The sequence below is a fragment of the Streptomyces sp. V3I7 genome (genome assembly GCF_030817495.1).
In the GTDB taxonomy this organism is placed as follows: Bacteria; Actinomycetota; Actinomycetes; order Streptomycetales; family Streptomycetaceae; genus Streptomyces.
On sequence record NZ_JAUSZK010000001.1, the window covers coordinates 2,400,037 to 2,420,663 of the forward strand.

Annotated in this window: 18 protein-coding genes and 1 pseudogene; 8 read left to right on the forward strand and 11 right to left on the reverse strand. The window is 71.6% G+C overall.

Annotation, left to right across the window (positions count from 1 at the left end; translation table 11 throughout):
- Positions 1-188: 188 nt before the first annotated feature.
- The 5 genes from mmsA to iolC are packed head-to-tail and all read right to left on the reverse strand — an operon-like array spanning position 189 to position 6,357.
- Complete coding sequence (gene mmsA / locus QFZ74_RS11185; RefSeq protein ID WP_307620656.1) at positions 189-1,691, reverse strand: CoA-acylating methylmalonate-semialdehyde dehydrogenase; 1,503 nt, start codon at positions 1,689-1,691, stop codon at positions 189-191.
- 14 nt (positions 1,692-1,705) lie between these two features.
- A complete protein-coding gene (iolD, locus tag QFZ74_RS11190; protein WP_307620657.1) occupies positions 1,706-3,628 on the reverse strand; it encodes a 3D-(3,5/4)-trihydroxycyclohexane-1,2-dione acylhydrolase (decyclizing) in 1,923 nt (640 codons plus the stop codon).
- On the reverse strand, positions 3,625-4,458 hold the full coding sequence (gene iolB / locus QFZ74_RS11195; protein WP_307620658.1) for a 5-deoxy-glucuronate isomerase: 834 nt from the start codon (positions 4,456-4,458) through the stop codon (positions 3,625-3,627). The genes iolD and iolB overlap by 4 nt, the downstream gene beginning before the upstream one ends.
- A gap of 7 nt (positions 4,459-4,465) precedes the next feature.
- Positions 4,466-5,410 (reverse strand): deoxyribose-phosphate aldolase, encoded by a 945-nt coding sequence (locus QFZ74_RS11200; protein WP_307620659.1) that lies wholly within the window; start codon positions 5,408-5,410, stop codon positions 4,466-4,468.
- Entirely contained in the window at positions 5,407-6,357 is a 951-nt protein-coding gene (gene iolC, locus QFZ74_RS11205) for a 5-dehydro-2-deoxygluconokinase (protein WP_307620660.1), read from the reverse strand. The genes QFZ74_RS11200 and iolC overlap by 4 nt, the downstream gene beginning before the upstream one ends.
- 178 nt (positions 6,358-6,535) lie before the next feature.
- Here iolC and QFZ74_RS11210 point away from each other — a divergent pair, with 178 nt between their 5' ends.
- Both QFZ74_RS11210 and QFZ74_RS11215 read left to right on the forward strand, forming a co-directional pair.
- The gene (locus tag QFZ74_RS11210) at positions 6,536-7,471 is read left to right on the forward strand and encodes a sugar phosphate isomerase/epimerase (RefSeq protein ID WP_307620661.1); all 936 of its coding nucleotides are present in this window, start codon (positions 6,536-6,538) and stop codon (positions 7,469-7,471) included.
- A gap of 216 nt (positions 7,472-7,687) precedes the next feature.
- Positions 7,688-7,888 carry an AlpA family transcriptional regulator gene (locus QFZ74_RS11215; protein ID WP_307620663.1) on the forward strand — a complete coding sequence of 67 codons (201 nt, stop codon included), beginning with the start codon at positions 7,688-7,690 and terminating at the stop codon, positions 7,886-7,888.
- 59 nt (positions 7,889-7,947) lie between these two features.
- Here QFZ74_RS11215 and QFZ74_RS11220 read toward each other — a convergent pair whose 3' ends face one another.
- Positions 7,948-8,991, reverse strand: a complete 1,044-nt coding sequence (locus QFZ74_RS11220; protein ID WP_307620664.1) for a zinc-dependent alcohol dehydrogenase family protein — start codon at positions 8,989-8,991, stop codon at positions 7,948-7,950.
- 166 nt (positions 8,992-9,157) lie between these two features.
- Between QFZ74_RS11220 and QFZ74_RS11225 the strand changes: the two genes are divergently transcribed.
- From QFZ74_RS11225 to QFZ74_RS11235, 3 genes are all read left to right on the forward strand, one after another.
- Positions 9,158-9,424: a hypothetical protein gene (locus QFZ74_RS11225; RefSeq protein WP_307620665.1), complete on the forward strand. Its 267-nt coding sequence runs from the start codon at positions 9,158-9,160 to the stop codon at positions 9,422-9,424.
- A 116-nt stretch (positions 9,425-9,540) separates the two neighbouring features.
- Positions 9,541-9,780: a heavy-metal-associated domain-containing protein gene (locus QFZ74_RS11230; RefSeq protein WP_307620666.1), complete on the forward strand. Its 240-nt coding sequence runs from the start codon at positions 9,541-9,543 to the stop codon at positions 9,778-9,780.
- Positions 9,781-9,914: 134 nt separating this feature from the next.
- The gene (locus QFZ74_RS11235; protein WP_307620667.1) at positions 9,915-12,248 is read left to right on the forward strand and encodes a cation-translocating P-type ATPase; all 2,334 of its coding nucleotides are present in this window, start codon (positions 9,915-9,917) and stop codon (positions 12,246-12,248) included.
- 501 nt (positions 12,249-12,749) lie between these two features.
- Here the strand turns inward: QFZ74_RS11235 and QFZ74_RS11240 are convergent.
- From QFZ74_RS11240 to QFZ74_RS11250, 3 genes are all read right to left on the reverse strand, one after another.
- Positions 12,750-14,039: a citrate synthase gene (locus tag QFZ74_RS11240; RefSeq protein ID WP_307620668.1), complete on the reverse strand. Its 1,290-nt coding sequence runs from the start codon at positions 14,037-14,039 to the stop codon at positions 12,750-12,752.
- A gap of 178 nt (positions 14,040-14,217) precedes the next feature.
- A complete protein-coding gene (locus tag QFZ74_RS11245; protein ID WP_307620669.1) occupies positions 14,218-16,482 on the reverse strand; it encodes an ATP-dependent RecD-like DNA helicase in 2,265 nt (754 codons plus the stop codon).
- A 238-nt stretch (positions 16,483-16,720) separates the two neighbouring features.
- Complete coding sequence (locus tag QFZ74_RS11250) at positions 16,721-17,263, reverse strand: hypothetical protein (RefSeq protein WP_307620670.1); 543 nt, start codon at positions 17,261-17,263, stop codon at positions 16,721-16,723.
- A gap of 108 nt (positions 17,264-17,371) precedes the next feature.
- Between QFZ74_RS11250 and QFZ74_RS11255 the strand changes: the two genes are divergently transcribed.
- Positions 17,372-18,304: a bifunctional helix-turn-helix transcriptional regulator/GNAT family N-acetyltransferase gene (locus QFZ74_RS11255; protein WP_307620671.1), complete on the forward strand. Its 933-nt coding sequence runs from the start codon at positions 17,372-17,374 to the stop codon at positions 18,302-18,304.
- Positions 18,301-19,104 carry a sugar phosphate isomerase/epimerase gene (locus QFZ74_RS11260; RefSeq protein WP_307620672.1) on the forward strand — a complete coding sequence of 268 codons (804 nt, stop codon included), beginning with the start codon at positions 18,301-18,303 and terminating at the stop codon, positions 19,102-19,104. Before QFZ74_RS11255 ends, QFZ74_RS11260 begins: the two co-directional genes overlap by 4 nt.
- A gap of 9 nt (positions 19,105-19,113) precedes the next feature.
- Here the strand turns inward: QFZ74_RS11260 and QFZ74_RS30415 are convergent.
- Together QFZ74_RS30415 and QFZ74_RS11270 are read right to left on the reverse strand one after the other, a co-directional pair.
- Positions 19,114-19,314 (reverse strand): annotated as a pseudogene (locus tag QFZ74_RS30415) (AhpC/TSA family protein); the annotation flags it as partial.
- 43 nt (positions 19,315-19,357) lie between these two features.
- On the reverse strand, positions 19,358-19,882 hold the full coding sequence (locus tag QFZ74_RS11270) for a CGNR zinc finger domain-containing protein (protein WP_307620673.1): 525 nt from the start codon (positions 19,880-19,882) through the stop codon (positions 19,358-19,360).
- Between the two features lie 76 nt (positions 19,883-19,958).
- Here QFZ74_RS11270 and QFZ74_RS11275 point away from each other — a divergent pair, with 76 nt between their 5' ends.
- Entirely contained in the window at positions 19,959-20,576 is a 618-nt protein-coding gene (locus tag QFZ74_RS11275; protein ID WP_307620674.1) for a LysE family translocator, read from the forward strand.
- Positions 20,577-20,627 lie beyond the last annotated feature (51 nt).

The window sequence follows — 20,627 nt, forward strand, 5'->3', positions numbered from 1 at the left end:
AAACCATTGCGTCAATGGGTGTCCACCTACGGAATTCGTAGGTGAACAGCGGCTGTTGGCGCGCTTACAGCAGCATCACGCCCAGATTTCCCCGCCGTTCCTCCATACGGGAACCGCAGGTGCCGCCGCGAAAAAAAATCGGGCCCGGAAGCAGCGGTGACTGCCTCCGGGCCCGGGATCCCGCGGGCTCAGTGGTTGCGCGGGAACCCGAGGTCGACGCCGGCCGGGGCCTCGGAGGGGTCGGGCCAGCGGGTGGTGACGACCTTGCCGCGGGTGTAGAAGTGCGTGCCGTCGTTGCCGTAGATGTGGTGGTCGCCGAAGAGCGAGTCCTTCCAGCCGCCGAAGGAGTGGTAGCCGACGGGGACCGGGATCGGCACGTTGACGCCGACCATGCCGGCCTCGACCTCGAGCTGGAAGCGGCGGGCGGCGCCGCCGTCCCGGGTGAAGACCGCGGTGCCGTTGCCGAAGGGGGAGCTGTTGATCAGCGCCACGCCCTCCTCGTACGTGTCGACGCGCAGCACGCACAGCACCGGGCCGAAGATCTCGTCCCGGTAGGCCTTCGCGTCGGTCGGCACCTTGTCGAGCAGCGAGATGCCGATCCAGTGGCCGTCCTCGAAGCCCTCGACCGTGAAGCCGGTGCCGTCGAGGACGACTTCGGCTCCCTCGGCGGCGGCACCGGAGACGTACGAGGCCACCTTGTCGCGGTGGGCGGCGGTGATCAGCGGGCCCATCTCGGACGTGGGGTCGTTGCCCGGACCGATCTTGATCTTCTCGGCGCGCTCGCGGATCTTCTCCACCAGCTCGTCGCCGACGGAGCCGACCGCGACGACCGCGGAGATGGCCATGCAGCGCTCGCCCGCGGAGCCGTACGCGGCGCTCACCGCGGCGTCCGCCGCCGCGTCCAGGTCGGCGTCGGGCAGGACCAGCATGTGGTTCTTGGCGCCGCCGAGCGCCTGGACGCGCTTGCCGTGCGCGGAGGCGGTGGCGTGGATGTGCCGGGCGATCGGGGTCGAGCCGACGAAGGAGACGGCCTTGACGTCCGGGTGCTCCAGCAGCCGGTCGACGGCCACCTTGTCGCCGTGGACGACGTTGAGGACACCGTCGGGCAGCCCGGCCTCGGCGAGCAGTTCGGCGAGGCGGTTGGCGGCTGACGGGTCCTTCTCGGACGGCTTGAGCACGAAGGTGTTGCCGCAGGCGATGGCGAGCGGGAACATCCACATCGGCACCATGGCCGGGAAGTTGAACGGCGTGATGCCCGCGACGACGCCGAGCGGCTGGCGGATCGCGGCCACGTCGACCCGGCTGGCGACCTGCGTCGACAGCTCGCCCTTCAGCTGCACGGTGATGCCGCACGCGAGGTCGACGATCTCCAGTCCGCGCGCCACCTCGCCGAGGGCGTCGGAGTGCACCTTGCCGTGCTCGGCGGTGAGCAGCTCGGCGATCTCGTCGCGGTGGGCGTCGAGCAGGGCGCGGAACCGGAAGAGGATAGCGGTCCGCTGGGCCAGCGAAGACTGGCCCCAGGTCGCGAAGGCGTCCTTGGCGGCGGCGACCGCCGCGTCGACCTCGTCGACCGTCGCGAAGGCGACCCTCGTGGTGACGGCGCCGGTCGCCGGGTCGGTGACCGGCCCGTACGTCCCCGAGGCGCCTTCGACGGTCTTGCCGCCGATCCAGTGGTTGACGGTCTTCGTCATGCCCGGTCACTCCTTCACAGATGGCGGCGTCGGGTCGACACGTGCCGTTCGTACAGCTCGCGTGCCTTGACCGCCGACGGTCGGGTCGCGGTCTCGGCCACAGGAACATCCCACCAGGCCTGGGCTCCGGGCGCGCCCGACACAGTGTCGTCCGTTTCGGTCTCGACGTAGACACATGTGGGGGTGTCGGCGGCGCGCGCCTCGGCGAGCGCCGCGCGCAGCTCCCCCGCAGTCGCCGCCCGCAGCACGCGCATGCCGAGGCTGGCGGCGTTGGCGGCGAGGTCGACGGGCAGGGGGTCGCCCGTGTAACCGCCCTCGGGGCCCTGGTAGCGGTAGGCGGTGCCGAACCGCTCGGCGCCCACCGACTCCGACAGGCCGCCGATCGAGGCGTACCCGTGGTTCTGCACGAGCAGCATCTTGATCGGGATGCCCTCCTGCACGGCGGTCACGATCTCGGTCGGCATCATCAGGTACGTCCCGTCGCCGACCAGCGCCCACACGTTCCTCTCCGGCGCCGCGAGCCGTACCCCGATCGCGGCCGGGATCTCGTAGCCCATGCATGAGTAGCCGTACTCCACGTGGTACTGGTCCCGCGACCGCGCCCGCCACAGCTTGTGCAGGTCGCCGGGGAGGGAGCCGGCGGCGTTCACGATCACGTCGGTCTCGTCGACCACGGCGTCGAGCGCGCCCAGCACCTGCGCCTGGGTCGGCCGTGCGCCGGGATCGGGGGCGGCGTAGGCGGCGTCGACGCGCCGCTCCCAGCGCCGCTTCTCCTCGCCGTACTCGGCCACGTACGTTTCCTCGACCCGGTGTTCGTGCAGTCGGAGCGCCTCGGTCAGCTCCTCCAGGCCGCTGCGCGCGTCCGCGATCAGCGGCAAACCGGCGAGCCGGTGGCCCTCGGACGGGGAGAGGGTGAGGTTGACGAAGCGGACGTCCGGGTTCTGGAACAGGGTGCCGGAGGCGGTGGTGAAGTCGGTCCAGCGGGTGCCGACGCCGATCACCAGGTCGGCGGTGCGGGCCAGTTGGTCCGCGGTGGCGGTGCCGGTGTGGCCGATGCCGCCGACGTCCTGCGGGTGGTCCCAGCGCAGGGAGCCCTTGCCGGACTGGGTGGAGGCGACCGGAATGCCGGTGGCCGCTGCGAACTCGGCGAGCGCCTCCTCGGCGCGGCTGTGGTGGACACCGCCGCCCGCGACGACGAGCGGCCGGCGCGCGGCGCGGATCGCCCGTACGGCCGCGGCGAGTTCGGCCGGATCCGCACCCGGACGCCGTACGGTCCATACGCGCGTCGCGAAGAACTCCTCGGGCCAGTCGTACGCCTCGGCCTGGACGTCCTGGGGCAGCGCGAGCGTCACGGCACCTGTCTCGGCGGGGTCGGCGAGCACGCGCATCGCCTGGAGCGCGGACGGGATCAGGGCCTCGGGCCGGGTGATCCGGTCGAAGTACCGCGACACCGGGCGCAGGCTGTCGTTGACCGACACATCGCCCGCGTACGGGACCTGGAGCTGCTGGAGGACCGGGTCGGCGGGGCGGGTGGCGAAGGTGTCGCCGGGCAGGAGCAGTACCGGCAGGTGGTTGATGGTGGCGAGGGCGGCGCCGGTGACGAGGTTGGTGGCGCCGGGGCCGATGGAGGTCGTCACCGCGTGCGTGGACAGCCGGCCCGACTGCCGGGCGTAGCCGACCGCCGCGTGCACCATGGCCTGTTCGTTGCGGCCCTGGTGGTACGGCATCACGGGGGGTGTGGCGGGTGTCTCCCCACTGGGCACAGTGGCGTACTCGACGAGGGCCTGCCCGATCCCGGCGACGTTGCCGTGCCCGAAGATGCCCCACGTCGCGCCGATCAGCCGCTGCCGTACGCCGTCCCGCTCGGTGTACTGCGCGGAGAGGAAGCGGACGAGCGCCTGTGCGACGGTGAGCCGCTCAGTGGCCGGCGAGGTCATCGGTAGCCCTCCGTGTGCTCGGGGTGGAAGCGGATCCGCCATTCCCGGCTCTCGCCGGGTCCGGCCATGACGTTGAGGTAGTACATGGCGTGGCCGGGCTGGGCGACGGACGGGCCGTGCCAGCCGTCCGGGACGAGGACGACGTCGCCGGTGCGGACCTCGGCAAGGACGTCGGCGCCGCCCTCCCGCGAGGGGAACACCCGCTGGTAGCCGAAGCCGTGCGGCCCGTCGATCTCGAAGTAGTAGATCTCCTCCAGCTCGCACTCCTCTCCCGGCCGGTGCTCGTCGTGCTTGTGCGGCGGGTACGAGGACCAGTTGCCGCCGGGCGTGATCACCTCGACGGCGATGAGCCGGTCGCAGTCGAAGGCGTCGGCGGCGGCGAAGCCCCGCACCTGGCGGGCGCAGGTGCCGCTGCCGCGCTGTTCGACGGGGACCTCCGGCGCGGGGCCGTAGCGGGCGGGGAGTCGTCGCTCGCACTTCGCTCCTGCCAGGGCGAAGCGGCCTCCCGCGCCGGAGGCGATCTGGACCCGGGCGTCACGGGGCGCGTACACGAAGTCGGAGACTGCCGCGAACACGCTTTCCCGTCCCAGGATGTGAAACTCTCGGTCCTCTTGGTCCTCTGCGCCGTCCTCGACACGCACCGTACAGCCGCCGCTGAGCGGAAGCACGATCCACTCCCTCTCACCGGTGACGAATGTGTGCGTGGCCCCCGGATCGAGTGCGAGGACCCGCAGCGCGCCGTACGTCCACCCGGCCCGCGCGGGGTCGACGTCGACGGCGTACGGGCCGCGCGCGGCCGCGCCGTCGGGCAGGTACAGGTCTTCGGTCATGCGGTCCTCACAGCGGTCCTGTCGCGGTGTCCACGAGCGTGGCGGCGGTGTCCACGGCGGCCGTCACGTCGCCGTCCGCCGGATACAGCAGCGAGCGGCCGACCACCAGGCCGCGCACGGTGGGGAGTTGGAGGGCGCCGCGCCACTTCTCGTACGCGGCGAGCTGGTCCTCGGGATCGTCGCCCGGGTCGCCGCCGAGGAGGACGGCGGGCAGCGTGGAGGTCTCCAACACGCGGGCCATGTCGTCGGGGTGCTCGGTGACGGGGATCTTCAGCCAGGTGTAGGCCGAACTGCCGCCCAGGCCGGAGGCGATGGCGATGGCCCGGGTGACCGCCTCGGCGCTCAGGTCGTTGCGCAGCCGGCCCTTGGGGGTGCGGCGGCTGATGAACGGCTCGACGAACAGCGGGAGTCGGCGGGCCGCCATGGCGTCGACGGTACGGGCGGCGGACTCCAGGGTGGTGAGGGAGCCCGGGTCGTCGAGGCAGACGCGCAGGAGCAGCTTGCCCGCGTCGAAGCGGCGGCGCTCGATGGCCTTCGGGCGCAGGCCCGTGAAGCGGTCGTCCAGTTCGAAGGAGGCGCCGTGCAGACCGCCGCGGTTCATCGAGCCGAGGACGACCTTGCGGTCCAGGGCGCCGAGCAGCAGCAGGTCGTCGAGGATGTCGGCGGTGGCGAGGACGCCGTCCACCCCGGGGCGGGACAGCGCCAGGCACAGGCGTTCCAGGAGGTCGGCGCGGCGGGCCATGGCCAGGGCGCGGTCGCCGACGCCGAGGATGCCGCGGGCCGTGTGGTCGGCGGCGACGATCAGGAGCCGGCCGCGCGGTCCGAGCAGCGGCCTTCTGATCCGGGCGGCGGCGGCCTCGGCGATGGCCTCGGGGTGATGGGTGCGGGTGTGGACGAGCGCGGGCACGTCGACCCGTACGTGTCCCTCGCCGTGGGCCTGGGCGGTCGTCATCGCACCGCTCCCGCGGCGAGGGCGGCGGCCACCTCGTCCGGGGTGGGCATCGCCGAGGAGCACTCCAGCCGGGAGGCGACGATCGCGCCGGCCGCGTTGGCGTGCCGCATGATCTGCCCCAACTCCCAGCCCGAGAGCAGCCCGTGGCACAGGGAGCCGCCGAAGGCGTCGCCGGCGCCGAGCCCGTTGAGGACGGTGACCGGGAGCGGCGGGACCTCGGCGGACTCGCCGTTCCGGCCGACCGCCAGGACGCCCTCGGGTCCCTGTTTGACGACGGCGAGTTCGACCCCGGCGTCGAGCAACGCGCGGGCGGCAGCGTGCGGTTCGCGGGTCCCGGTGGCGATCTCCACTTCGTCGAGGTTGCCGACGGCGACGGTGGCGTGGCGCAGGGCCTCGGCGTAGAAAGGGCGGGCGGTGTCCGGGTCGGCCCAGAACATGGGGCGCCAGTCCAGGTCGAAGACCGTCGGGCCGGCCCTGGCGCGGTGGGCGAGCGCCGTGAGGGTGGCCGTGCGGCTGGGCTCCTCGCTCAGCCCGGTGCCGGTGACCCAGAAGACGCGGGCGTCCCGGACGGCGTCGAGGTCCAGCTCGCCGGCCTCGATCTCCAGGTCGGGGGCCTTGGGCCGGCGGTAGAAGTACAGCGGGAAGTCGTCCGGCGGGAAGACCTCGCAGAAGGTGACCGGGGTGGGCAGCCCGGGGACCGGGGTGACCCAGCGGTCGTCGACGCCGAAGCCGCGCAGGGCCTCGTGCGCGTAGACGCCGAACGGGTCGTCACCGGTGCGGGTGATGACGGCGGTACGCCGGCCGAGGCGGGCGGCGGCAACCGCGACGTTGGTGGCCGACCCGCCGAGGAACTTGCCGAAGGTCGACACGCGCGCGAGCGGGACGCCCGTCTGCATCGGGTAGAGGTCCACGCCGATCCGCCCCATGGTGATCAGGTCGTACCCCATCGGCATCCCTTCCGCGTCCCACGGTGCGCCGGCGCCTGAGGGGGTTGTGCCCTCGGGTCACCTGGTCCGCGCGGCTCTCCCCGGTTTGTAGCCCCGCACCCGAAGCCCTGTCAATGCTTTGTCCGGACATTCGGACCAGTGCTTGACACCCCTTTCCCGGACCCGCACGCTGGCGGCCATGACGTCGCTGTCATCCCGGTCCTCCCAGTCTCCCGATTCCCCCCTCTCCCGCATCCGCGTCGGTTCGGCGCCCGACTCCTGGGGCGTCTGGTTCCCGGACGACCCGGTCCAGGTGCCCTGGCGGCGCTTCCTCGACGAGGTCGCCGAGGCCGGCTACGAGTGGATCGAGCTGGGGCCGTACGGCTATCTGCCCATCGACCCGGCCGTCCTCACCGAGGAGACGGCCCGGCGCGGTCTGACGGTGTCGGCCGGCACGGTGTTCACGGACCTCCACCACGGCCCGGGTGTCTGGGAGCGGACCTGGGAGCACGTCTCCCGCGTCGCCGCCCTCACCCAGGCCATGGGCGCCCGCCACCTCGTCGTCATCCCGTCCTTCTGGCGCGACGACAAGACCGGCGAGGTGCTGGAGCCGGACACGCTCACCCCGGACCAGTGGCGCGACCTGACCTCGCTGACCGAGCGGCTGGGGCGCCGGGTGCGCGAGCTCTACGGCCTGGCGATCGTCGTCCACCCGCACGCCGACACCCATATCGACGGCGAGGAGAACGTCGCCCGCTTCCTGGACGGCACCGACCCCTCCGCCGTGTCCCTGTGCCTGGACACCGGGCACTACGCGTACTGCGGCGGGGACAGCGTCGAGCTGATCGAGACGTACGGCGAGCGCATCGGCTATCTGCACCTCAAGCAGGTGGACCCGCGGGTGCTGGCCGGCGTACGGGCGAACGGCACGCCGTTCGGACCGGCGGTCGCGCAGGGCGTGATGTGCGAGCCGCCCGCCGGGGTGCCCGCGCTGGAGCCGGTCCTCGCGGCGGCCCGGAAGCTGGACGCCGACCTGTTCGCCATCGTCGAGCAGGACATGTACCCGTGCGATCCGGACCGGCCCCTGCCGATCGCACGCCGCACCCGCGCGTTCCTGAGGTCGTGCGGGGCGTAGCCCCACGTTTGCCTCGACTGTGTAACAAACTCCCCCTTCCTGTCACACATGTCACGTGTACGCGCGCTCTCGGTCACACCCGCACGACAGGCACCACCCTCCCCTTCGGGCTCGTCGTTCACCGGACACAGGCTTGGTGATCGCCAGCACAGCGCCCGGCTACCCCGACGACCGCTCCCCGGTCGCCGCCGCGGCGTGCGCAGGGAGGTGCGAGTCATGACCGACCGAAGGCTCTGGTCCTACAAGGAGATCGCGGCGCACATCAAGGTGCAGCCGGACACCGTACGGTCCTATCGCAAGCACGGGCTGCTGCCCCCGCCCGACCACGTGGAGGGGGGCAAGCCCTTCTGGTACGCGGACACCGTCCGCTCCTGGGTCGCCTCCCGGCCCGGCAACCGGGGCAGAAGAGAGGCCTGAGGCGGATCCGGAGGACTGAGACCGGAGGCGGGAGGCGGGAGGCCGGAGAAGGATCCGGCTCAGCTCCAGGGTTCGATGACCGTGACGCCCGCGCCCGGCGCCGTGCCCATCGCGGCGAGGGCGGCGGGGGCCGCGTCCAGGGAGATGGTGGACGTCACCAGCAGATCGGGGCGCAGGACGCCCGTGCGGACCAGTTCCAGCATGCCCGGGTAGGTGTGCGCGGACATGCCGTGGCTGCCGAGGAGTTCGAGCTCCAGCGCGATGACGCGGGCCATGGGGACGGGCGTGGTGCCGTCGGGCGAGGGCAGCAGGCCGACCTGGACATGGCGGCCGCGGCGGCGCAGGGAGCCGGCCGAGGCCGCGCAGGTGGCGGGTGAGCCGAGGGCGTCGAGGGAGAGATGGGCGCCGCCGCCGGTCAGCTCGCGGACGGCGGCGGCCGGGTCCGGTACGGCCGAGGCGTCCAGGCACTCCGCCGCCCCGAACTTCCGCGCCAGGTCCAGGGCGCGCGGTGAGACGTCCACGGCGACCACCCGTGCTCCCGACGCCGCCGCGATCATCACCGCGGACAGTCCCACGCCCCCGCAGCCGTGCACCGCGACCCACTCCCCCGCCGCGACCCGGCCCTGCTGCACGACCGCGCGGAAGGCGGTGGCGAAGCGGCAGCCGAGGGCGGCGGCGGTGGCGAAGGTCATCTCCTCCGGCACCGCGACCAGGTTCACGTCGGCGTGGTCGAGCGCCACGTACTGGGCGAAGGAGCCCCAGTGGTGGAAGCCGGGCTGCGTCTGCCGTTCGCACACCTGCTGATCGCCCGCCGCGCAGGCGGGGCAGCGGCCGCAGGCGCAGACGAAGGGCACGGTGACCCGGTCCCCCGGGCGCCAGCCGGTCACCCGGGCGCCCACCGCCTCGACGACACCGGCGAGTTCGTGACCGGGCACGTGCGGGAGAATGATGTCCGGATCGTGCCCCTGCCAGCCGTGCCAGTCGCTGCGGCACAGCCCGGTCGCCCCGACCCGTACGACCACGCCGTGCTCGGGCGGCTCCGGGTCCGCCACCTCCCGTACCTCGGCCGGCTCCCCGTATCGCTCGAACACCACAGCCCTCATGCGCCGCACCCTCCCCGTCCGTGAATCCGTGACTGTCCCGACCGATACCCGACGCGAGCGCGCATCAGCCGCGCTCCCGCTCTGCGCCGGCGGGCGCGACTGCATAAGGTGCGGACAAAGCAACCCATCGGTGTGCACAACCCCCGCAGGATGACGAGGGATCGCCGTGACCCACGCCCCGCCGCCCGACGCACCCCGCCGTGCCCGCATCCCGGGCCCGCGGCACTCCCCGCCGCCGCGCCGCCGCCCGCGGGCGAGCTCGTGGCGCCGGCGACTGTGGGGCGCGGCGGCGCTGTGCACGCTGACCGCCCTGGTCACGCAGGCGGTCCGGCACCCCGCCTCGCCGCCCGCGCTGGCCCTGCTCGGCGGCGTCCTGTTCTGCTCGGCGTACGCGGTGCGGACGTACCGGCGGCACGGCCGCGACGCGGAGTGAGACCGGCGGCGCCATCGCTGGAGTAATACCCCCTAGGGGTATAGTGTGAGTAACGCGGGCCCCCTGGGGACCCGTCCGGTACCACCCGCATCACGTCGCCGACGAGGAGTCATGCCATGAGCGCCCAGACCGACACCAAGGGCCCCGTCACCGCCGTCTACAAGGTCAGCGGGATGACCTGCGGCCACTGCGAAGGCGCCGTCTCGGGCGAGATCTCCGAGATCCCGGGCGTCAGCTCGGTGAAGGCGGTCGCCTCGACCGGCGAGGTCACCGTCGTCTCCGCCGGCCCGCTCGACGAGCAGGCCGTCCGCTCCGCCGTCGACGAGGCCGGCTTCGAGCTCGTCGGCGCCCGCTGAGCCCCGGAGTTCGACACTGAGCCCCCGAGCTCGACACCCCTTGACACCCACCTCCTGGCCCGGGCCGTAGGGATCCACTGCCGGTCGGCCGATACTGGATCCATACGGCCCGGTCCGTCGTCTGGAGTCCGGACATGACCACCAGCATCACCACAGGAACCACGGGCGAGGCACCGGCGCAGGCAGCGGCCGGCGCCCGGGTCGAGCTGCTCATCGGCGGGATGACCTGCGCCTCCTGCGCCGCCCGGGTCGAGAAGAAGCTCAACCGCATGGACGGCGTCACCGCCACGGTGAACTTCGCGACGGAGAAGGCGAAGGTCGCCTACCCCCCGGGGGTGGAGGTCGCCGATCTGATCGCCACCGTGGTGAAGACGGGCTACACCGCCGAGGAGCCCCCGCCGCCGCGGCCCGCACCCGAGCCGGAGCCCGGCGCCCCGCAGGACGCCCCGGACCCCGAACTCGGCACGCTCCGCCACCGGCTGCTCGTCTCCGTGCTGCTGGCCGTCCCCGTCGTCCTGCTCGCGATGGTCCCGGCCCTGCAGTTCGAGAACTGGCAGTGGCTCTCGCTCACCCTCGCCGCGCCGGTCGTCGTCTGGGGCGGATGGCAGTTCCACCGGGCCGCCTGGACGAACCTGCGGCACGGCGCCGCCACCATGGACACGCTCGTCTCGGTCGGCACGATGGCCGCGTTCGGCTGGTCGCTGTGGGCGCTGTTCTTCGGCGACGCGGGCATGCCGGGCATGCACGACGCGTTCCGCCTCACCGCCTCCCGCATGGACGCCGCGTCCACGCTCTACCTCGAAGTGGCCGCCGGTGTCGTCGCCCTGATCCTGCTCGGCCGCTACCTGGAGGCCCGCTCCAAGCGGCGCGCGGGCGCCGCCCTGCGAGCCCTGATGGAGCTGGGCGCCAAGGACGTGGCGGTACTGCGATACGAGGGGGGCGAGCGCGAAGCGCTCCCGGTCGAGGGCGGTGGCGGGCGACGGGCGGGCGGGCGCGAGGTGCGCATACCGGTGAGCGAACTGGCCGTCGGCGACCGGTTCGTCGTACGCCCCGGCGAGAAGATCGCCACCGACGGCACGGTGGTCGAGGGCACCTCCGCGATCGACGCCTCGATGCTGACCGGCGAGTCGGTGCCGGTGGACGTCGGCGCCGGGGACACAGTCACCGGGGCCACGGTCAACGCGGGCGGGCGGCTCGTCGTCGAGGCGACCCGGGTCGGCTCGGACACGCAGCTCGCCCGGATGGCCCGGCTGGTGGAGGACGCGCAGAACGGCAAGGCCGAGGTACAGCGGCTGGCCGACCGGATCTCCGCGGTGTTCGTGCCGGTCGTCATCCTCATCGCGCTCGGCACGTTCGGGGTCTGGCTGGGCGTCACCGGTGACGTCGCCGCCGCCTTCACGGCCGCCGTGTCCGTCCTGATCATCGCCTGCCCCTGCGCCCTGGGCCTGGCCACGCCGACCGCGCTGATGGTCGGCACCGGCCGGGGCGCGCAGCTCGGCATCCTCATCAAGGGCCCCGAGGTCCTGGAGTCCACGCGCCGCGTCGACACGGTCGTCCTGGACAAGACCGGCACGGTCACCACCGGCCGGATGACCCTCCAGGAGGTGTACGCCGCCGAGGGCACCGACGAGAAGGAGCTGCTGCGGCTCGCGGGCGCCCTGGAGCACGCCTCCGAGCACCCGGTCGCCCAGGCGATCGCGGCGGGCGCCGAGGAGCGGGCCGGGAGGCTGCCGGAGGCCGAGCACTTCGAGAACGTCCCCGGGCGGGGCGTGCGCGGGCGCGTGGACGGTTACGAGGTGGTCGTGGGACGGCTCGCGGAGAACGGGACCGGACTCCCGGCGGAGCTGGCCCGCGGCAAGGAGGAGATCGAGCGGGCCGGCCGTACGGCCGTCGTGGCCGGCTGGGACGGGGCGCCGCGCGGTGTCCTCGCCGTCGCCGACGCGGTCAAGGAGACCAGCGCGCAGGCCGTACGGGAGCTGCGCGCCCTGGGGCTCACGCCGGTGCTGCTGACCGGCGACAACAAGACGGTGGCCGAGGCCGTGGCGCGAGCCGTCGGCATCGACGAGGTCATCGCCGAGGTGCTGCCCGAGGACAAGGTCGACGTCGTACGGCGGCTGCAGCGCGAGGGCCGGACGGTCGCCATGGTCGGCGACGGGGTCAACGACGCGGCCGCGCTGGCGGTCGCCGATCTCGGCCTGGCGATGGGCACGGGCACGGACGCCGCGATCGAGGCGGGCGATCTGACCCTGGTGCGCGGGGACCTGCGGGTGGCCGCGGACGCCATCCGGCTCTCGCGCCGGACGCTGGCCACCATCAAGGGCAACCTGGTGTGGGCGTTCGGCTACAACGTGGCCGCGCTGCCACTGGCCGCGGCCGGACTGCTGAACCCGATGATCGCGGGTGCGGCGATGGCCTTCTCGTCGGTGTTCGTGGTGACGAACAGTCTGCGGCTGCGCAGGTTCCGCTGACCGTCTTGGAGACCAACCCCCCTCTCACATAAGCTCTTCACAAGCCTCGCGCATGATCCTTACGCTTGAACCCCGATCGAGGTATCGGGGCTCTTGCGTATGTAACGGACATATGCAAGAGACGCAGATCACAGTGAGGTGAACGTAACCACCGAAGGGGTTCGACGGTCTAAGTTGACGATGTCGGACAGCGCCTTGGGGGGCGCTGGACGTCATCTGGGGATGTCTTGGGGGACCTCCTCGGAACCGCGTTGCCGGGGCTCGTACTTCGGGAAGCTTTGAGCGGCCCTCCCGATCCGTGCGCGTCCCGGCAGACCGCACTGCACCGCAGCGATTTCAGGCGCTGCCCTCACCAAGCGCCCGGCCGGATCCCGTGGGGGGAATCCGCACCGGGACATGGGAAGGCGCCCTGGCCGCCGGCCCGTGGGGGGACCGGTGCGCCAGGGCGCCTTCTGTTTCGCTCTCGTCTCCGCGGGCTTTCGCCCTACGCGGTCAGGGAGTTCAGCGCTCCTCGACCGGGACGAAGTCGCGCTCGACGACGCCCGTGTAGATCTGGCGCGGGCGGCCGATGCGGGAACCCGGCTCCTTGATCATCTCGGTCCACTGGGCGATCCAGCCCGGCAGGCGGCCGAGGGCGAACAGGACCGTGAACATCTCGGTCGGGAAGCCCATGGCCCGGTAGATCAGGCCGGTGTAGAAGTCGACGTTCGGGTAGAGCTTGCGCTCGACGAAGTAGTCGTCGGAGAGCGCGTGCTCCTCCAGCTTCAGGGCGATGTCGAGGAGTTCGTCCTCCTTGCCCAGCGCGGAGAGCACGTCGTGCGCGGCGGCCTTGATGATGCGGGCACGCGGGTCGAAGTTCTTGTAGACCCGGTGGCCGAAGCCCATCAGGCGGACGCCGTCCTCCTTGTTCTTCACCTTGCGGATGAAGGTGTCGACATCGTTGCCCGAGTCGCGGATGCCCTCCAGCATCTCCAGCACCGACTGGTTGGCGCCGCCGTGCAGCGGGCCCCACAGGGCGCTGATGCCGGCCGAGATCGAGGCGAACATGTTCGCCTGCGACGAGCCCACCAGGCGGACCGTGGAGGTCGAGCAGTTCTGCTCGTGGTCGGCGTGCAGGATGAGCAGCTTGTCGAGCGCGGAGACCACGACCGGGTCCAGCTCGAACTCGTCCGCCGGGACCGAGAAGGTCATCCGGAGGAAGTTCTCGACGTAGCCGAGGTCGTTACGCGGGTAGACGAACGGGTGGCCGATCGACTTCTTGTACGCGTACGCCGCGATCGTCGGGAGCTTGGCGAGCAGCCGGATCGTCGAGAGGTTGCGCTGCTCCTCGTCGAACGGGTTGTGGCTGTCCTGGTAGAAGGTGGACAGCGCCGAGACGACCGAGGACAGCATCGCCATCGGGTGGGCGTCGCGCGGGAAGCCCGTGAAGAAGTTCTTGACGTCCTCGTGGAGCAGGGTGTGCCGCGTGATGTCGTTCTTGAACGAGGAGAGCTCGTCGACGCTCGGCAGCTCACCGTTGATCAGCAGATAGGCCACCTCCAGGAAGGTGGAGCGCTCGGCCAGCTGCTCGATCGGGTAGCCGCGGTACCGGAGGATGCCCGCCTCGCCGTCGAGGTACGTGACGGCGGATTTGTACGCGGCCGTGTTGCCGTAACCGCTGTCCAGCGTCACCAGACCGGTCTGGGCGCGGAGCTTGCCGATGTCGAAGCCCTTGTCACCTACGGAGCTGTCGACCACCGGGTAGGTGTACTCGCCGTCGCCGTACCGCAGTACTACAGAGTTGTCGCTCACGTCTTCCCTCACCGACGTAGTGCCTCATCTTCGAGGTGCCCTGACTGTCTCTACCATCCCCCATTTGGCTCAGGAGAGTGCACTCGGGGTCGACCACTGGTGCCTCTGGCGGCACTCAGTGCCGTCAGCCTGCCCATCCTGCCCCCTCCACCCTGGTTCCGGAAGTGCTCTGTGACCTTCACGACTCATTTGATCGATCATTTTTCGCGGGGGCGCTCCGAACCGGTGACAGCAGCCTGAAATCAAGGGCTGTGCAGCGCCGTCCGGCCGAGAGCGTGCGCACCGCCTGGCCGATCGCCTTGCGTGAACCGACGAGCACGACCAGCTTCTTGGCGCGGGTGACCGCCGTGTAGAGAAGGTTCCGCTGGAGCATCATCCAGGCGCCCGTGGTGACCGGGATGACCACGGCCGGGTACTCGCTGCCCTGCGAGCGGTGGATGGTCACCGCGTACGCGTGGGCTAGTTCGTCCAGTTCGTCGAATTCGTACGGAACCTCCTCGTCCTCGTCGGTCAGCACCGTGAGCCGCTGGTCGACCGGGTCGAGCGAGGTGACGACGCCCACGGTGCCGTTGAAGACACCGTTCTTTCCCTTGTCGTAATTGTTGCGGATCTGAGTGACCTTGTCGCCGACGCGGAAGACGCGGCCGCCGAACCGCTTCTCGGGCACGTCGGGTCTGCCGGGCGTGATCGCCTGCTGGAGCAGCCCGTTGAGGGCACCGGCGCCGGCGGGACCGCGGTGCATGGGCGCGAGCACCTGCACGTCCCTGCGGGGGTCGAGCCCGAAGCGGGCCGGGATGCGCCGGGCCGCGACGTCCACCGTGAGCCGCCCAGCCGCCTCGGTGTCGTCCTCGACGAAGAGGAAGAAGTCCTTCATGCCGTCGGTGACCGGATGCTGCCCGGAGTTGATGCGGTGCGCGTTGGTCACGACGCCCGACTGCTGGGCCTGCCGGAAGACCCGGGTGAGCCGCACGGCGGGGATCGGGCTGCCGTCCGCGAGCATGTCCCGCAGCACCTCACCGGCGCCGACGCTGGGCAGCTGGTCCACGTCCCCGACGAAGAGCAGATGCGCTCCCGGAGGCACCGCCTTGACCAGCTTGTTGGCGAGCAGCAGGTCCAGCATGGAGGCCTCGTCCACGACCACCAGGTCGGCCTGGAGCGGGCGGTCGCGGTCGTACGCCGCGTCGCCGCCCGGCTTGAGTTCGAGGAGCCGGTGGACGGTGGAGGCCTCGGCTCCGGTGAGCTCGGCCAGCCGTTTGGCGGCGCGTCCGGTGGGCGCCGCCAGGACGACCCTGGCCTGCTTGGCGCGGGCCAGCTCCACGATCGAGCGGACCGTGAAGGACTTGCCGCAGCCGGGACCGCCGGTCAGGACGGCCACCTTCTCGGTCAGCGCCAGCCGGACGGCGGCCTCCTGTTCGGGCGCGAGATCGGCGCCGGTACGCCCCTTGAGCCAGCCGAGCGCCTTGGTCCAGTCGACGGCCTTGAAGGCGGGCATGCGGTCCTCGCCGGTGCGCAGCAGGCGCAGCAGCTGGGCGGAGAGGGAGAGTTCGGCCCGGTGGAAGGGCACGAGGTAGACGGCGGTGACGGGCTCGCCGCCGTCGGGTCCGGGCACCTTCTCCCGTACGACACCGGGGTCGGCCCCCTCCTCCTCCGGCTCGGCCAGCTCGGCGAGGCACTCGATGACGAGCCCGGTGTCGACCTGGAGCAGCTTCACCGCGTCGGCGATGAGCCGTTCCTCGGGCAGGAAGCAGTGGCCCTGGTCGGTGGACTGCGACAGCGCGTACTGCAGGCCGGCCTTGACCCGCTCGGGGCTGTCGTGCGGGATGCCGACGGACTGGGCGATCTTGTCGGCGGTGAGGAAGCCGATGCCCCAGACGTCGGTGGCCAGCCGGTAGGGCTGGTTCTTCACGACGGAGATCGACGCGTCGCCGTACTTCTTGTAGATGCGCACGGCGATGGACGTGGACACCTCGACGGTCTGGAGGAAGAGCATGACCTCCTTGATCGCCTTCTGCTCCTCCCAGGCGTCGGCGATCCGCTTGGTGCGCTTGGGGCCGAGGCCGGGGACCTCGATCAGTCGCTTCGGCTCCTCCTCGATGATCCGCAGCGTGTCCAGCCCGAAGTGCTGGGTGATGCGGTCGGCGAAGACCGGCCCGATGCCCTTGACCAGGCCCGAGCCGAGGTAGCGCCGGATGCCCTGGACGGTGGCGGGAAGGACGGTCGTGTAGTTCTCGACGGTGAACTGCTTGCCGTACTGCGGATGCGAGCCCCAACGGCCCTCCATCCGAAGGGACTCGCCGACCTGGGCGCCGAGCAGCGCGCCGACGACCGTGAGCAGGTCCCCGCCGCCGCGGCCGGTGTCGACGCGGGCGACCGTGTAGCCGTTCTCCTCGTTGGCGTACGTGATCCTTTCCAGCACGCCTTCGATTTCCGCCAGATTGGACATGATCCGACGCTACCGCCCGGGTCGGACAACGCGGCCGCCCTGTGGACAACTTCGGCCGGTGGACACCTTGGCCTGTGGACAGACTTCGAGGGGGCCCGGTCCGTCGACCGGGCCCCCTCGGCTTCCCCTCCCGCCGGAATCCCTCGCGATCCCCCCAGGATCCCCCTCCAGGTGTTCCGACGCAGATATGACCGGCGAGGCGGGGAAGGGGTTGTACGGGATTCCGAGATTTTTTTCGTCAGGCTTCCGTGGCCTGTTCCGGCTGCCGGGCACCCGACACCACCGCGCGGATCGCACCGGCCGCCCAGGGGCGCTGCGGCGCCAGCCGGCCGACCACGGCACCCAGCCACTCCGGGTCGCCGAGCAGATGCGCCTCCCTGGCCGCGGCCGTCTGCCGGAGCAGTTCCTCCAGCAGCAGCAACTCGACCAGGGGGTACCGGTGGGGGTGCCGGTCGAAGCGGGCGAGCCAGTCCTCGTACGGATGCCGCAGGGTCAGGTGCAGATAGCCGCCGCCGCGCCCCCGCCAGGGGCCCGGCAGACCGCCGAGCAGACCCAGCAGACCGTAGTGGGGGTTGTCCGGGTACTTGGCGCCGAGGGTGATGTGCGGCGCCAGCATGATCCGTCCCCAGGGGATCAACTGCCCCTCGCCGCCGCGCTCGTGCTCGTACAGCCCGTCCTCGCGGAACTCCACCCAGCAGCCGTCCGGCCGCCGTACGTCCCCCACGACCCAGCGGCCGTCGAGCAGGTGCAGCGGCCCCAGCGAAGCAATCGTCTCCGTCACGCGCTCATCCGATCACGCGTTCTTCTCCCCGTCCCGTGGATTTCCGCGAGCGAGGGGTTACCCTCGAAGCGAGGACATCTCTGACTGAGTCAACCGTCGGACCGCATCATGACCGTCCAGGACATCCGCGCCTTCAACCGCTTCTACACGAACCTGATCGGCGCCCTCGACTACGGCCGCCACCTGTACGCGCCCTACACCCTCACCGAGTCCCGCGTCCTGTACGAGCTGGCCCACTCCCTGCGCACGGACGCCGCCGATCTGCGCGGCGAACTGTCGCTCGACGCGGGCTACTTGAGCCGCATCCTCAACAAGTTCGAGCAGGACGGCCTGATCGAGCGCGGCCGCTCCGACAGGGACCCCCGCCGGCGGCGCATCACGCTGACCGCGCGCGGGCGTGAGGCCGCCGTACTGCTGGACGAGCGGGCGCGGGAGACCGTCGGCTCGCTGCTCGCGAACGTGGCCGCCGCCGATCGGCCCCGCCTGGCGGAGGCGATGCGCACCATCCGGACCCTCCTCGGGGACACGGACGCCCGGGACCCCGACGACGTCGTCCTGCGCGAGCCCGGCCCCGGCGACCTCGGCTGGATCGTGCAGCGCAACGCCGCGCTGTACGCCGCCGAGTACGACTGGAACGCCGAGTACGAGGCCCTGGTGGCGCGCATCGTCGCCGATTTCGCGGCGGATCACGACCCGCGGCTGGAGCGGGTGTGGATCGCCGAGCACGACGGCCGTCCGGTGGGATGCGTGATGTGCGTACGGGACGACGCCCCCGGCACCGCCCGGCTCCGGCTGCTCCTCGTCGAGCCAGACGCGCGCGGGTTGCGCATCGGGGACCGACTGGTGCGTGCCGTGGTCGACTTCGCGCGCGAGGCCGGCTATCGCGATCTGGTCCTATGGACCAACGACGTCCTCGGCGCCGCCCGCCGCATCTACCAGCGCCACGGCTTCACCCTCGTCGCCGAGAAGCCGCACCACTCCTTCGGCAAGGACCTGGTGGGCCAGGACTGGCGCCTGGACCTGCACGGCCCCGCGTCATGAGGCTCGCCTTCTCCACCCTCGGGATCTCCGGCCTCCCCGTGTCCGAGGCCCTGGCGCTCGCGACCGCCCACGGCTGGGACGGCATCGAGCTGCGCGCCCACCCCGAGGAGCCGGTCCACCCGGGCCTCGACCGGGCCGAACGGACGCGAACGGCCGAGGAGTTCGAGGCGGCGGGGGTGCAACTGCTGGCGCTCGCCGGGTACGCGCGCGTCGCCGCCCCCGGGGACGACGGCCCCGTACTGACGGAGATCAGCCAACTCCTCACTCTCGCCCATGACTTGAAAGCCCCCTTCGTACGCGTCTTCCCGGGCGCCACCCGCGGCCAGTCACGCACGGACGCCGACGCCACCGCCGCCCGACGACTGGGCACGGCCGCCGAGGAGGCCGCCGCGCTCGGCGTCCGCATCCTCCTGGAGACGCACGACACGCACCGCACCGGCGCCGACGCCATCCGCGTCCTGGGCCCGGTCGGCCACCGCCACGCGGGCGCCCTGTGGGACGTACTGCACACGTGGCTGGGCGGCGAGCATCCGAGGGAGACGTTCGCGGCGCTGTCCCCACACCTCGGCTACGTCCAGGTCAAGGACGTCGCCTCCCCCGACGACACCACCCCGCTCCCCCTCGGCACCGGCGCCGTCCCGCTCGCCGAGTGCGTGCGGGCCCTCGTACGGGGCGGCTGGGACGGCTGGCTGTGCTGGGAGTACGAGAAGCGGTGGTACGAGGCGGCGGCCCCGCTCCCCGAACTGCTGGAGGCGGGCCGCGCCCACCTCACCCGCCTGCTCATCAACGAGGCGGTGTAGCACCGGGGTTCAGTCCAGCGCGTCGAGAGCGGCGACGATGTCGGCGGGTTCGGCGCGGGCGGTGTAGTCGGTGCCGACGAAGGCCCAGCGGATCACGCCGGCGCGATCGATGACGTAGGTGGCGGGCAGCGGCAGCGTGCGCGGGTGGCCGCCGTTGACGCACTGGAGGCCGAAGCCGAGCTTGTCGTAGACGGCGGCCAGGTCGTCGGGACCACGGGTGGACATCTATGGCGACCAGTCGCGGCGCGAGTCGTCACCGTTCCCGCTGACGAGCGCGGTGCCGACGGACGGCATCCCGGCTGCCGCAGCGTGGTGAGCAGTACCGCTGGGTGCCGTTCCGCGAGGTGTCGACGACGACGTTCGTGCAGGGGTGAGCGGCGCACCGGCCGAGGCGATTCATGCCACGCGTTGTCAGGTGCAGGGCCGTCCCGACGCTGAACACGGCGTGCAGCACTCGCGGTAGGTCGTCGTCGACGTCGCGATAGTGCAAGTGCCAGCCCTCGCCGTTGTGGTCGGTCAGGCGTGGATACGCAGTCGCGGCGGCCATCTGCTCGTTGAGGATCGCTGCCCGCTCGTTCGGGTCATGGGCGTCGACGACCCGGAGCCAGTCGTCGAGCACTGCCCGGCAGCGGGCGTGGTCGTCGGGCCGCTCGTGGAGGGGCATCGTCATGCCGAACCCCCGGGTCCGCTCGACGATCCCGGCCCGGGTGTCGGGCCAGTCGTCGGTCAAGGAACGGGCGAGGAGTACGGCATACTCGCCGTAAGGGTTGAGATGCATAAGGCCATTACATCAAGGTGAGTGCATGCCTCTCACCTCGTTGTCCTCACCCGTCTTGGGTGCGTCCGTCCTCGGGATGGCGCTCACCGCGCTGGCCATGGTGCTGACTCCCGGGCCCAACATGATCTACCTCGTTTCGCGCAGCATCAGCCAGGGGCGCGCTGCGGGGCTCGTCTCCCTGACCGGCACCGGCGTCGGCTTCGTCATCTACATGCTGATGGCCAACCTCGGCCTCGCGGTCGTGTTCGTCGCCGTGCCCTGGTTGTTCATCGGCTTCAAAGCCGCCGGCGTCCTCTACCTGATCCACCTCGCCTGGCAGGCCCTACGCCCCGAAGGGCAAGGCGTGTTCGAGGTCCGTGACATTCCCCGTGACAGCCCGGCCCGACTCTTCCGTATGGGGCTGATGACGAACCTGCTCAACCCCAAGGCCGCGATCATGTACCTGACCCTGATCCCGCAGTTCATCGACCCCCGTCGCGGTCATCCGACCGTGCAGGGCCTGACTCTCGGGTCGGTCCAGATCGCGGTGAGTCTGACCGTCAACACCCTGATCATCATCGCCGCCGGCGCCATAGCCACCTTCCTCGGGCAACGCCCGAGCTGGGCCACCGTGCAACGCCGCATCACCGGCACCCTCCTGGGCGCCGTCGCACTTCTGCTCGCCCGCGAGGTGCCCGCTCAAGCCCGAGTCTGACGAGACCCCCTACCAAGAACAGGTCTTGCCTGTCTGCACCGCGCCCCTTCC

What these genes read in the sequence shown, in the direction of transcription:
- mmsA (WP_307620656.1), bottom strand. Translation starts at nt 1,691, where the DNA reads ATGACGAAGACCGTCAACCACTGGATCGGCGGCAAGACCGTCGAAGGC.
- iolD (WP_307620657.1), bottom strand. Translation starts at nt 3,628, where the DNA reads ATGACCTCGCCGGCCACTGAGCGGCTCACCGTCGCACAGGCGCTCGTC.
- iolB (WP_307620658.1), bottom strand. Translation starts at nt 4,458, where the DNA reads ATGACCGAAGACCTGTACCTGCCCGACGGCGCGGCCGCGCGCGGCCCG.
- QFZ74_RS11200 (WP_307620659.1), bottom strand. Translation starts at nt 5,410, where the DNA reads ATGACGACCGCCCAGGCCCACGGCGAGGGACACGTACGGGTCGACGTG.
- iolC (WP_307620660.1), bottom strand. Translation starts at nt 6,357, where the DNA reads ATGGGGTACGACCTGATCACCATGGGGCGGATCGGCGTGGACCTCTAC.
- QFZ74_RS11210 (WP_307620661.1), top strand. Translation starts at nt 6,536, where the DNA reads ATGACGTCGCTGTCATCCCGGTCCTCCCAGTCTCCCGATTCCCCCCTC.
- QFZ74_RS11215 (WP_307620663.1), top strand. Translation starts at nt 7,688, where the DNA reads ATGACCGACCGAAGGCTCTGGTCCTACAAGGAGATCGCGGCGCACATC.
- QFZ74_RS11220 (WP_307620664.1), bottom strand. Translation starts at nt 8,991, where the DNA reads ATGAGGGCTGTGGTGTTCGAGCGATACGGGGAGCCGGCCGAGGTACGG.
- QFZ74_RS11230 (WP_307620666.1), top strand. Translation starts at nt 9,541, where the DNA reads ATGAGCGCCCAGACCGACACCAAGGGCCCCGTCACCGCCGTCTACAAG.
- QFZ74_RS11235 (WP_307620667.1), top strand. Translation starts at nt 9,915, where the DNA reads ATGACCACCAGCATCACCACAGGAACCACGGGCGAGGCACCGGCGCAG.
- QFZ74_RS11245 (WP_307620669.1), bottom strand. Translation starts at nt 16,482, where the DNA reads ATGTCCAATCTGGCGGAAATCGAAGGCGTGCTGGAAAGGATCACGTAC.
- QFZ74_RS11255 (WP_307620671.1), top strand. Translation starts at nt 17,372, where the DNA reads ATGACCGTCCAGGACATCCGCGCCTTCAACCGCTTCTACACGAACCTG.
- QFZ74_RS11260 (WP_307620672.1), top strand. Translation starts at nt 18,301, where the DNA reads ATGAGGCTCGCCTTCTCCACCCTCGGGATCTCCGGCCTCCCCGTGTCC.
- QFZ74_RS11270 (WP_307620673.1), bottom strand. Translation starts at nt 19,882, where the DNA reads ATGCATCTCAACCCTTACGGCGAGTATGCCGTACTCCTCGCCCGTTCC.
- QFZ74_RS11275 (WP_307620674.1), top strand. Translation starts at nt 19,959, where the DNA reads ATGGCGCTCACCGCGCTGGCCATGGTGCTGACTCCCGGGCCCAACATG.